This window comes from Neobacillus sp. DHD-1R (assembly GCF_057747995.1).
This window is the reverse complement of the sequence record NZ_CM173232.1, coordinates 4,146,517-4,158,727: the sequence shown is the minus strand read 5'-3', so window position 1 is coordinate 4,158,727 and position 12,211 is coordinate 4,146,517. Positions and strand designations below refer to the sequence as shown.

The following is a 12,211-nucleotide window of genomic DNA, read 5'->3' as shown; positions in this document are numbered from 1 at the left end:
GGGAGCATTGCCTCCCTTTTTGCCTACTAAACTCAAGCACGTATTTTTAAAGAGGTGAAAAAATTGCTTACTTATACAGTCCGGCGTGTGTTCTCTTTAATACCTGTTTTAATCGGGATGACTCTCGTTGTTTTTGCTATTATCCATGCCATTCCGGGAAATCCAGCTCAAGTTATTCTTGGTCAAAGAGCAACAGCAGAATCGATTGCCACGTTAACGAAGGAACTAGGCTTGGACAGGCCATGGTACATACAGTATGTAGATTATATTAACGCATTACTTCATGGAGATTTAGGCGTTTCACTTCGGACAAGGGGCCCCATTAACCAAGAAATTTGGTCCTATTTGGCAGCTACTGCGGAACTTACAATAGTCGCAATGTTTGTTGCTGTTATAGTTGGAGTAAATGCTGGAATTGTCAGTGCTTGGTTTTCCAAATCATGGTTTGATTATGTCGCGATGGTCCTTGCACTGATTGGGGTTTCATTACCTATTTTTTGGCTTGGTTTAATGGAGCAATGGGTGTTTTCAATCGAATTAGGCTGGCTTCCGACGACAGGAAGAGAGAATGTTAGAGATCCAGTTTCTGCGATTACGAATCTTTATTTAGTAGATACCCTGTTACAAGGAAGATTCGATCAGTTTATAATCGTTCTTAAACATTTGATTTTGCCAAGCTTGGCTCTTGCCACCATCCCAATGGCCATTATTGCAAGAATGACTCGTGCCACCATGCTGGAAGTTATGAAATCTGATTATATTCGTACTGCAAGGGCGAAAGGACTTAGTATGTTTTGGGTGGTTTATAAACACTCTTTAAAAAATGCGGTAATCCCTGTATTGACCATTATCGGATTGCAAACAGGTCTTCTTTTAGGAGGAGCCATTTTGACGGAGACAATCTTTGGCTGGCCTGGAATTGGCCGATATTTATATGACGCCATTGGTTATCGTGACTATCCAGTTATTCAGTCAGGGATTTTAATTATTGCGGCAATCTTTGTTCTCATTAATTTAGTTGTGGATCTTTTGTATGTCTTTGTTGATCCAAGAATTAAATATACGAAATAGAGGAGGGATTATAAGTGGCAGAACTTGCAAAAAATGCAGCAGATCTTTCTCTGAATGCTGTGGACGAAAAGCTGACACCTCCCTGGAAGGAAGCCTGGATTTCTTTTTATAAAAACCGCTTAGCACTAGCAGGTTTAGGAATTGTTGTCTTTTTTATCATTCTCGCTATCATTGCCCCCATCATTGCTCCATATAGCTTTAAAGAGCAAGTGTTGGGTGATCGGATGCTCCCGCCGTCAAGTGACCATTGGTTTGGAACGGATGACTTTGGACGTGATATTTTTTCTCGTATTGTTTATGGTGCACGGATATCTTTATGGGTTGGATTTTTTTCGGTCTTAGGTTCAGTTGTGGCGGGGACATTACTAGGAATTGTTGCTGGATATTATGGGCGCTGGGTAGATGCGATTATTTCGCGTATTTTTGATATTATGCTGGCCTTTCCAAGTATTCTATTGGCGATTGCGGTTGTTTCTATTTTGGGGCCGTCACTGCAAAACGCTTTGATTGCGATTGCGGTTATTAATATTCCAAACTTTGGACGTCTTGTTCGCTCGAAGGTATTGAGTGTGAAGCAGGAAGAATATATCATGGCAGCCAGAGCTGTTGGCATGAAGGATACCCGAATTCTCTTCCATCATATATTACCAAACAGTATTTCACCGGTTATTGTCCAAGCAACACTAGCCATTGCCACCTCCATTATCGAAGCAGCAGCACTTGGGTTTCTTGGAATGGGTGCTCAAGCACCAACCCCTGAATGGGGAAAAATGCTTGCTGATTCGAAGAATTATATTACACAAGCACCATGGACACTCTTTTTCCCAGGGGTTGCGATCATGCTGACCGTGCTAGGTTTTAATTTAATGGGCGATGGACTACGGGATGTGCTCGATCCAAAAATGAAAAACTAAGCACATAATGCCCGTTATGATGAATGAGACTCCTGTTAGGGGTCTTTTAATATTTTTTCTAATTTGCTCAATTGGTAACATGAAAAAAATGAATTTCATTGTTTTTATATACAGGGAAAGATTATAATTATTACAAGATAACGGCACATTTTTTCGAAAAAATTGTCATGTTTTCTTATCCTTAAGGGAGGTGAAAATATGAAACGTGATGTTTCTCTAAAAGAAATGAGTATTGTTTTTATAGGGTTTATGGGTGTAGGGAAAACGACAATCGGTAAAGCGGTTGCGAAAAAACTTTATCGGGACTTTGTTGATATTGATGAAGAAATTGAAAAAGAATACAAAATGCCGGTTTCACAAATTTTTAATGAAATCGGTGAGAAAGCTTTTCGGGAAAGAGAAAAGACTCTCATTACCAGTTTTTGCAATGATAAAATGAAAATTATTTCCGTCGGTGGCGGGGCTTTTTTACAAGAAGAAATTAAACAGATATGTTTATCTTCATGCTTAGTTATTTTCCTTGATTTATCTTGGGAAAACTGGAAGGATCGTATTAGTCTTTTGATTGATAGCCGTCCTGTTCTACAAGGGAAAACGATAGATGAGATTGAAGAACTTTTTTATAATCGACAAGAAATCTACGCTGACCATCATTCCAAAGTAGTGACTGATAATCAAGATGAAGAAGAAGTTGCCGATTATATTGTTGAATCTTTAAAATTAACGTGGGAATTACATGATTAAATAAATTTTTAGAAGAATTATAGAGACTGGGGTGGTGAAGGTGAAAAAAACGGTTACTGTAAGAGGCGTAACAATCGGGGAAGGGACACCGAAAATTTGCGTACCAATGGTAGGGACTACGTTAGCCCAATTAATAGAAGAGGCAAACTACTTAAAAACAGTTGATTTAGATATTGTGGAATGGCGCGTGGATTTCTTTGAACATGTTGATCGAATTGAGAAAGTGGAGGAAGCCCTTCATGAAATTCGTTCTATTCTTACGGAGACTCCGCTTATTTTCACCTTTCGCAGTGCCAAAGAAGGCGGCGAAAAGGAAGTCAGCACTGCTTTCTATTTTGAATTAAATAAAGCGATTTTAGAGACTGGTTTGATTGAAATCGTTGATGTGGAGTTATTTAATGTAGAATATGATGTTAAATCATTAATTAACGATGCTCATGCAAATAATGTTTACGTTATTATATCTAACCATGATTTTCATAAAACTCCTTCTAAAGAGGAAATTGTTTCTCGCTTACGGAAATCTCAGGAATTGGGCGGTGACCTACCGAAAATAGCGGTGATGCCAACCAATACAGCCGATGTATTAACTCTCCTAGACGCAACAAATACTATGGTCGAAAAGTACGCTGACAGGCCAATCATTACCATGTCGATGGCTGGTAAAGGTGTTATTAGTCGATTGGCTGGCGAAATATTTGGCTCAGCGCTTACTTTTGGAGCGGCAAAAAATGCGTCTGCACCAGGGCAGGTGGCTGTACAGAAATTACGAAGCGTATTAAACCTGCTACACGAAAGTCTTTAAATGATTAGAACAGCACTCATTATTTGGGTGCTGTTTTTAATTCTAAAAAAACTGCTATACAAATAAATTCATTCCAGTTACACTATTCATATGGTTAAGCATATAATTCCAATATGAAAGGTGGGGAATTAATTGTCAGAAATTATTCGTTCAATCCCTCGTCCACTTGTAAAAACAAACCAATGGGTTATAGTTTTAAGTGTGTTGTTCACATGGGTGACCGATATGGAGTGGATTTTATTAATACCGTTTCTTTCAGGGCTATTAGGACTTATTTTCGGGTTTAATCCAATTATGCAGCTGGCAAAACTATTTTTGCGGAAGGAGCCAAAGGCTTACATCCCTGAAGACTGGGAGCAGCAGCAATTTAATCAAACCATTGCCGTTTCTTGCCTTGGGATAGGCTTTGTTAGCTATTTAGCAGGATGGAACACAGTAGGTTATATTTTTACCATCTTAGTTGCTGTTGCTGCATTTGTAGCTATTTTGGGATTTTGTATTGGCTGTTTTATTCATTTCCAATGGAAGCAATATAAATATAGACGGACGCTCCAATAATTGTATTAAATTTAATAAACAACAAGGCCCTTGCAAGATTTGCAAGGGCTTTGTTGTTGTTGCATTTGGTGTTGAATCTCTAGATATTTTCAGACAATTGGTGTCGTTGTTTAATATTCAGTCAGCTAATACTATTTAATTAGATTCGTAATTTATGTATAAGGGAGATGATTTTAAAAAGGACTAGAAAAGATTCAATGTCAGGATCATTGGTAATTGACTAAAAAAATGAAAGCGGTAACAAAAAACGAATCCGATAAAATGGGAGCAGGCATAATGTTTGAAAAGATAACAACAAAAAAATATAAGGAGTGGAGAAAATGAACGGTAACGGAATCTTAAGAGTTGGACGTCTAGAACTAAGGGTATTTGATTTAGAAAAATCAGTTGATTACTACAAAAATGTCATTGGTTTAGATATTACTGGCCGGGATGAAAACCGTGTTTATTTTAAAGCTTGGGATGAATACGATCATCATAGTCTTATACTCCAAAAATCAGACTCCGCTGGTATGGACCATATTGCATTTAAGGTTGCTGATACGGCCGCACTGGAATTACTAGAATACAAGGTAGAACAATTTGGCTGCAAGGTATCGCGCATTTCAAACCGCACTCGGCTAAGTGAAGGGGAAGCGATCCGTTTTCAAATTCCAACAGGGCACTTTGTAGAATTATATACTGATATTGAACATTTAGGACTAGCAACCGGAAAAATCAATCCTCCGCCATGGCCAGATGGATTAAGAGGTATTGCCCCACATCGGCTCGACCACGCTCTTTTAGCTGGAGATGACATAAAAACAACCACCAGGTTCTTTACTGAAGTCCTAGGCTTTAAACAAAGTGAAAAAATTGTCAGTGTTGATGGAGAAGAATTGATTGGAAGCTTCTTAACTACCACTAACAAAGCACATGATATCGCTTTTATTAAAGGACCTGATGCGAAAATACATCACACTGGTTTCTATGTAGATAATTGGTATGAAGTTTTAAAGGCGGCTGATATTTTATCCAAAAACAATGTTGAAGTAGAAATTACTCCAACCAGACATGGAATTACACGCGGCCAAACGGTTTACTTCTTTGACCCGTCTGGAAACAGAAATGAAGCGTTCGCAAGTGGTTATATAACTTATGCGGACTTCCCAACTATTACTTGGACAGAAGATCAGATTGGAGCAGGGATCTTTTATCATCGCCGTGAATTAGTCGAATCCTTTAACTTGGCCTTAACCTAAATTTTTCATTGTTTGCTACATTAATTCACCTTTAATAAAGAAGGCTGTTCAATTGAATGACAGCCTTCTTTTTATGAAAAAAATTCAGAAAAAATTCATGAAATGTTAGAGGAGTGAATCGATATGTTTAGAATAAGTATCAATGAAAGGTCTTTTTCCTGTTCACCAGAAACGAATTTATTAAAAGCAGCGCGGACACAAATGGTGAAGGTACCATATGGTTGTGCAAATGGCGGCTGTGGGATGTGTAAGGCTAAAGTCATTCAAGGGGTGTATCGAATGGATTTATATTCAAAGGAGGCTTTATCTAATAAGGAGCGTTACGATCAAAGTATTTTGCTGTGTAAAACATATCCCTTAAGTGATTTAGAATTTGAGTTGATTAAGGAGAAGGTGAATTAAATGCAGACAGCTTCCCCATTTTCTAATGGGCAGGAGGTGAGAACACCTTATAACTTTTTGGTTCCTGCTGGCTCAGTACTTGTTGATACACATGCATTTGGCTCTTTAAGAAAGGATCTTATTAATAATATTGGTCAAGATAGGGCTAAAGGATTTTTATTTCGCTACGGGTTTAATCTAGGGATGCGGGATGCGAAGGAATGTAAAGAAAATGTGCCGAGCTTGACATTAAATGAATTGATGGAGATTGGACCTAGACTGCATTCATTGAAAGGGTACGTTACGTCAAAGACGACTAAATTAGTAATCAGTAAAGAAGAGTTCAAACTACATTTACTAATGGAAAGCATCTGGGAAAATTCTTACGAAGCTTCCGAACATATTAGTCAAATTGGGTTAGATTCTTCACCCGTTTGTTTTACTCTAGCTGGTTATGCTAGTGGTTTTGTATCGGAAGTAACCAGTGAAACCGTTATTTTTAAAGAGGTTTGCTGCCGTGCTGCTGGAGGAAGTGGCTGTCGGGCAATTGGAAAAACGGTTTCACAATGGGGCAATGCCATTAAAGAAGAGTTATCTTACCTGCAAGAGACTACAATTATTGAAGAATTAGAGTTAACCTATGAAAAATTGCTGCAAGAACGTGATAACAGGATAACTGCTAGTGAAATACATAAAAAGCTAACAGAGGAAGTAATAAAAGGTAAAAATTTGAATGAAATAATGACGGAAATTTATAAATTAACAAAGATTCCTATTGCCATCTATTCAGTTCAGGGTCAGCCGATAGCATCAAGCGGTTTTTCCACGATACAATTAGAAAAAGCAACCCTTGAATTTAAACAGATGTTCCGAGGAAAACTGAATAAAAATTCATCCAAACAGCTAGTCCACACAATCGTTCATCATACGGAATCCTACTCAATGCTTATCTCTCCACTTTATATACACTCGAAGCTTTCAGGATTTTGTACGTTTATTTCCTTCCAACCAGAGGATTACCAAGAGAATCTTGCACACATGATAATGGAAAAAGTAATTTCAGTCTGTTCCCTTTGTCTTTTATTTGAAAAGACAAAATTAGATTCGTTTGAACAGATGAAAGGTTATTTCTTTGATGAAATTCTTAGTGGTCATTATTCATCTAATGATGATATTATTGCAAAAGCTAGTTTTATACAACTGGATTTGACCAAACAATATTGGCTAGGTGTTATAGAATATTCCATTCAACAGGAAAACCTAATGAATGAATTAGGTTTTCACAAAGAACTAATTGCTGTGATTTCAGGTTTTTGCAATCAGCAAAAACGTCACTTTTTAATTAGCCAGAGTGCAAAAAGAATTATTTTATTGGTAACGGAGATACAGAGGAAGAAAAGGGATCAATCAAACTTTTTTACTCAACTACACGACTTTCTTCTTAATCAATATCAAAACAGTGATTTTTTTATTGGAGTGAGTAAGAAAACTGATTCTATTAAGGAAGCGTCAAATGCTTACCAGGAGGCAATCACGGCAAGTAGAATGGTTTCAAAAAATAACCCGATCATCACTTTTGATAGTTTGGGGATTATTGGGGTCTTAATCAATGAAAATAATGTAGAAGATGTGAGGAAATGGGCAAGAAGTGTTTTAGGAAAATTAAAAGTAAATAATCCGAAAAACATTGAATTAATCAAAACCCTCTACTCTTTTATAAAAACCGGCGGGAATTTGGAAAATACCGCTAATTCTTTATCGTTATCGGTTGGTGGTTTACGGTACAGAATTTCTAAAATTGAAGAACTACTGCAAAAAGACATACGAGATCCCATCACCAGTTATCAACTTTTATTATCAATTCAAGCCTTAAATATTATCGGAGACCTTGATTTTAGGGTTTCTAAATATAGTATATAACTCTAAAAAGATGCAGCTAATCCATTAATGATGGAGAGAGTTGTATCTTTTTTCGTATGATGTAATGCATAGTAAATGTATAATCTAACATCTTAAAATGTAAGCGTTTCCAAAATAAAAACCTTTTATTTTCAGTAAAAATGAAAAATTGGGTAATTTTTATATTGAATAATTATATATGTGAATGTATAATAATTCATTATAAAGCAGCCCAGGAGTTGAGAAATAGTGAAGGTCGGTATTATCGGTGGAACAGGTTATGGATCAATTGAGTTAGTCAGATTAATCAATAAGCACCCAGGTTTGGAGATTGGTTCAGTTGTTTCTAATTCACAAGCAGGATTTAGTTTTAGTGATGTATATCCTCATCTCACAAATATGGTGGAGCAGCCACTTGAAACGTTTAATGCAGATCGAATAAGCAGCGAGAATGATCTTGTATTTTTGGCAACCCCTTCAGGTGTGAGCAGTAAACTCCTCCCACAACTAGTTGAAAAGGGGATGAAGTGCATAGACTTATCTGGAGATTTTCGGCTTCGGTCTCCTGAAGAATATGAAATTTGGTATAAACATACAGCTCCTGAGGAGAAATATTTAAGTCAGGCGACATACGGTTTAAGTGAAATTTATAAAGAGGAAATCCAGCATTCCAGTTTAATAGCCAATCCAGGCTGTTATCCAACAGCATCAAATCTTGGTCTATTACCAATCTTGAAAGCAAAATTAGCGGATGAAAAATCAATCATAATAGATGCAAAATCAGGAGTATCTGGTGCGGGGAGAGGCCTTTCCTTAAACGCACATTATGCAGAAATAAATGAAAATATGAAAGCTTATAAACTAGGAAAACATCAACATATTCCTGAAATAGAACAGGTACTTTCTCATGAGAGTGGCAGTCCCATCACCATTACCTTTACGACCCACCTTGTTCCAATGACGAGGGGCATTATGTGTACGATATACGTGAATCTAAAAGAGACTATTTCGACAAAAAAAGTTATCGATTTATATAAACAATTTTATCAGGATTCTCATTTTATAAGAGTACGGCCAGAAGGGAATATTCCATCAACTAAAGAAGTATTGGGTTCGAATTTTTGTGATCTTGGCCTGCATGTTGATGAACGGACCAATCGCTTAACGATCATTTCGGTCATCGACAACTTAGTTAAAGGGGCTGCCGGCCAAGCGATTCAAAATGTAAATTTAATGAACGGCTGGGATGAGCAAACGGGTCTCACCGATATACCAATGTATCCATAAATTAAAAAATTACTAGTTTACTAACATAGTAAAAGGAAAACGAATAGGAATCAAAAAGGGGGAGATCAAATTGACACAAGCCATATCAAGCAGCGAGATCATTATTCTGGATGATGAAAGTATAACCTTACCTAAGGGGTACAGTGCTGGGGGAATTCACTGTGGGGTTAAAAGAAAAAGGCTGGACCTTGGTTATATTGTTTCTGAAGTACCGGCAACAGTTGCAGGAGTGTATACCACAAACCTTTTTCAAGCTGCTCCATTACTTGTAACACAAGAAAGTATTGCAAAAGAAAATAAGATACAAGCGATCCTTGTAAATTCTGGTAACGCGAACGCCTGTACAGGAGAACAAGGACTGAAGGATGCCTTTGAAATGCAAAAAGACTTTGCAAACGAATTGGGGATTCCCGAACATTTAGTTGCCGTTACCTCAACAGGAGTCATTGGAGAATTGTTGCCAATGAGTAAAATTAAATCAGGAATTAAAGAAATCCTTCAGAATGAGCACAAAAATGAACAGAAATTTATGGAAGCGATCCTAACGACAGATACCTGCGTGAAGCATTTAGGAGTCCAGCTGAAAATTGATGGGAAAACCATTAGCATCGGCGGCACATCAAAGGGGTCAGGAATGATTCATCCTAACATGGCCACAATGCTAGGATTTGTTACAACGGATGCAAACATTGCTCCTGACGACTTACTTGCTGCCCTTCGAGATGTCACCAACCAAACCTTTAATATGATTACTGTCGACGGTGATACAAGCACGAACGACATGGTTCTTGTAATGGCTAATGGATTAGCTGCCAATGAGCAGTTAACAAAAGAGCATCCTGACTGGGATTTGTTTGTGAACGGATTACAGTTTGTCTGTGAGACCCTTGCCAAAAAAATTGCCAGAGATGGCGAAGGTGCAACAAAGCTGGTGGAAGTTAAAGTAAACGGAGCATACAGTATTGATGCTGCAAGAGCAGTGGGCAAATCAATTATTTCTTCAAATCTTGTTAAAACAGCTATCTATGGTACTGATCCGAACTGGGGAAGAATTGTGACAGCTGCTGGTTATAGTGGAGTTTTGCTTGAACCCAACTTACTAGAAGTATCATTAGGACAATACAAGGTATTCGAGATGGGGCTGCCTTGCCCTATCGATGAGGAAGAAGTAAAAGGATATTTAGAGCAAGATACGGTTGTCATCCATGTTGATTTAAACCAAGGCGACCATCACGCAACTGCTTGGGGATGCGATTTAACTTACGACTACGTAAAAATTAATGCATCCTACCGCACTTAAGGGAGGACGAAAATGAAGTATTTAGTCATAAAGTGTGGAGGAAGTGTGTTAGATAATCTGCCAAGGTCTTTTTATGAGGATGTTGTTAAGATGCATGAAATGGGGGAGTGGACTCCAATTATTGTTCATGGCGGCGGCCCGCTTATAACCTCTTTATTAAAAAACCTAAATGTTGAAACAACCTTTGTAAATGGTCTTCGCGTAACCAATCATGAAATATTAGATATTGTTGAGATGGTTTTAAGTGGCTCGGTCAACAAACAGGTGGTAAGAAATATTGTTGAAGTAGGCGGAAAGGCAATCGGGGTAAGTGGAGTTGACGGAGGATTATTGAAGGCAGTCCCGACAGCTGATGCGGAGACATTAGGCTTTGTTGGTGAAGTAGTTGGGGTAAATCATACGATGATTAAAGGGATCATCGATCAAGGATATATTCCTATCATTTCACCCATTGGCATTGATGGAAGTGGACAACGATACAATATAAATGGAGATATAGCCGCTAGTGCCATTGCAAAAGCACTCGAAGCGAGTCTTTGTTTCATAAGTGATATTCCAGGAATCTTAATTGAAAAAAATGGAAAGAAAACAAAACTTGATAAAGCTTCTAAAGCTATTATTGAAGAGTTAATTGAAAATAAGACGATTTATGGCGGAATGATTCCAAAAGTACAAGCGGCTATTGACGGTCTTGTTCATCATATACCGGAGGTTGGAATTATTAACGGTTTTGATAAAAATAGCTTGATAGATTATACGAATGGCAAACAAATCGGTACAAAAATTGTGTTAGAAGAGGAGATAGCGTAATGGTAAATGATACTTCCGTCACCCTAACTTCACCTGTTATGGCCACGTACAGTCGTTTCCCCGTCACCTTGGTAAAGGGAAAAGGGAGTTATGTATGGGACGATCAAGGGGAGCAATACTTAGATTTTACTTCGGGAATAGCAACCTGTAACCTAGGGCATGTTCCTGATGTTGTGAAAGAAAAATTGGAGGAGCAGCTGCAAAATTTGTGGCATTGTTCAAACCTCTACCATATTCCGAATCAACAGCAGCTTGCTGAGTTGCTTACAAGCAATAGCTGTGGCGATAAGGTTTTTTTCTGCAATAGTGGTGCTGAAGCAAATGAAGCTGCCATAAAGCTTGCTAGAAGATATGCAAATAAAGTAAAAGGCAGCAGCTCATCGGAAGTCGTCACCTTTCAGCAATCGTTTCATGGCAGAACATTAGCCACCTTAACAGCTACAGGACAGGAGAAAATTCAACATGGCTTTGCTCCGTTAATGCCAGGTTTCAGCTACCTGCCCTTTAATGATGAAAAGGCGATTGAAGAGCTGTCAACCCTGAAACCTGCCGCTGTTTTATTAGAACTTGTCCAGGGTGAAGGCGGAGTGATTCCTGCAAACCCGGACTGGGTAAAGAAACTCGCCCAGATATGTAAAGAAAATGATATCTTGCTTATGGTAGATGAAATACAAACAGGTATAGGGCGAACAGGAACATTATTTTCTTACGAGCAATATTCGATCGAGCCTGATGTCATTACAATTGCCAAAGGCCTTGGCTCAGGGTTTCCGATTGGTGCAATGATTGCCAAAGAAGAGGCCGCAAAGGGATTTGAACCGGGCAGCCATGGGAGTACATTTGGTGGGAATCCCCTAGCAACTGCTGCAGGTCTGGCCACTGTCAGCTATATAGTGGAGAGTCATTTACTAGAGAAGGTCAACGAGCTGACAGAATACCTTGATCTCAAGCTTCAAGGCTTGCAGGAAAAGTATTCTTTTATAAAAGGGATCCGCGGCAAAGGGCTGTTAAAAGGAATGGTTGTTGATGCGAATGCCTCAGATATTGTTCAAAAAGCAATTACCAATCATCTGCTTATTTTAACGGCAGGTCCGAATGTGGTGAGAATTTTACCACCCTTAACTGTAACAAAACAGGAAATTAATGAATTTACTGAAGCATTGGAAAAAACACTCCAAAGTATAGAGAAAGGCGAGTGAGT

General features: G+C 38.3%; 12 protein-coding genes. All 12 read left to right on the top strand.

The annotated features are described in order from the left end of the window. Positions 1 to 63 precede the first annotated feature (63 nt). The 12 genes from AC3ANL_RS20570 to argD all read left to right on the top strand — a co-directional run bounded on the left by AC3ANL_RS20570 (position 64) and on the right by argD (position 12,209). On the top strand, positions 64 to 1,071 hold the full coding sequence (locus AC3ANL_RS20570; RefSeq protein WP_488326221.1) for an ABC transporter permease: 1,008 nt from the start codon (positions 64 to 66) through the stop codon (positions 1,069 to 1,071). Between the two features lie 14 nt (positions 1,072 to 1,085). Beyond that, on the top strand, positions 1,086 to 1,985 hold the full coding sequence (gene nikC / locus AC3ANL_RS20565) for a nickel transporter permease (protein ID WP_488326220.1): 900 nt from the start codon (positions 1,086 to 1,088) through the stop codon (positions 1,983 to 1,985). A gap of 198 nt (positions 1,986 to 2,183) precedes the next feature. Then, positions 2,184 to 2,729 (top strand): shikimate kinase, encoded by a 546-nt coding sequence (locus AC3ANL_RS20560; protein WP_488326219.1) that lies wholly within the window; start codon positions 2,184 to 2,186, stop codon positions 2,727 to 2,729. A gap of 40 nt (positions 2,730 to 2,769) precedes the next feature. Continuing rightward, on the top strand, positions 2,770 to 3,534 hold the full coding sequence (gene aroD / locus AC3ANL_RS20555) for a type I 3-dehydroquinate dehydratase (RefSeq protein WP_488326218.1): 765 nt from the start codon (positions 2,770 to 2,772) through the stop codon (positions 3,532 to 3,534). A gap of 132 nt (positions 3,535 to 3,666) precedes the next feature. Then, positions 3,667 to 4,092: a DUF4395 domain-containing protein gene (locus AC3ANL_RS20550; protein ID WP_488326217.1), complete on the top strand. Its 426-nt coding sequence runs from the start codon at positions 3,667 to 3,669 to the stop codon at positions 4,090 to 4,092. Between the two features lie 320 nt (positions 4,093 to 4,412). After that, on the top strand, positions 4,413 to 5,333 hold the full coding sequence (locus AC3ANL_RS20545; protein ID WP_488326216.1) for a catechol 2,3-dioxygenase: 921 nt from the start codon (positions 4,413 to 4,415) through the stop codon (positions 5,331 to 5,333). A 123-nt stretch (positions 5,334 to 5,456) separates the two neighbouring features. Next, positions 5,457 to 5,735: a 2Fe-2S iron-sulfur cluster-binding protein gene (locus AC3ANL_RS20540; protein WP_488326215.1), complete on the top strand. Its 279-nt coding sequence runs from the start codon at positions 5,457 to 5,459 to the stop codon at positions 5,733 to 5,735. Continuing rightward, complete coding sequence (locus AC3ANL_RS20535; RefSeq protein WP_488326214.1) at positions 5,736 to 7,634, top strand: XylR N-terminal domain-containing protein; 1,899 nt, start codon at positions 5,736 to 5,738, stop codon at positions 7,632 to 7,634. A 228-nt stretch (positions 7,635 to 7,862) separates the two neighbouring features. Continuing rightward, a complete protein-coding gene (argC, locus tag AC3ANL_RS20530; protein WP_488326213.1) occupies positions 7,863 to 8,900 on the top strand; it encodes an N-acetyl-gamma-glutamyl-phosphate reductase in 1,038 nt (345 codons plus the stop codon). Between the two features lie 70 nt (positions 8,901 to 8,970). Beyond that, complete coding sequence (argJ, locus tag AC3ANL_RS20525; protein ID WP_488326212.1) at positions 8,971 to 10,200, top strand: bifunctional ornithine acetyltransferase/N-acetylglutamate synthase; 1,230 nt, start codon at positions 8,971 to 8,973, stop codon at positions 10,198 to 10,200. Between the two features lie 12 nt (positions 10,201 to 10,212). Beyond that, complete coding sequence (gene argB / locus AC3ANL_RS20520) at positions 10,213 to 11,010, top strand: acetylglutamate kinase (RefSeq protein ID WP_488326211.1); 798 nt, start codon at positions 10,213 to 10,215, stop codon at positions 11,008 to 11,010. Further along, positions 11,010 to 12,209 (top strand): acetylornithine transaminase, encoded by a 1,200-nt coding sequence (argD, locus tag AC3ANL_RS20515; RefSeq protein WP_488326210.1) that lies wholly within the window; start codon positions 11,010 to 11,012, stop codon positions 12,207 to 12,209. Before argB ends, argD begins: the two co-directional genes overlap by 1 nt. The last annotated feature ends 2 nt before the right edge of the window (positions 12,210 to 12,211 follow it).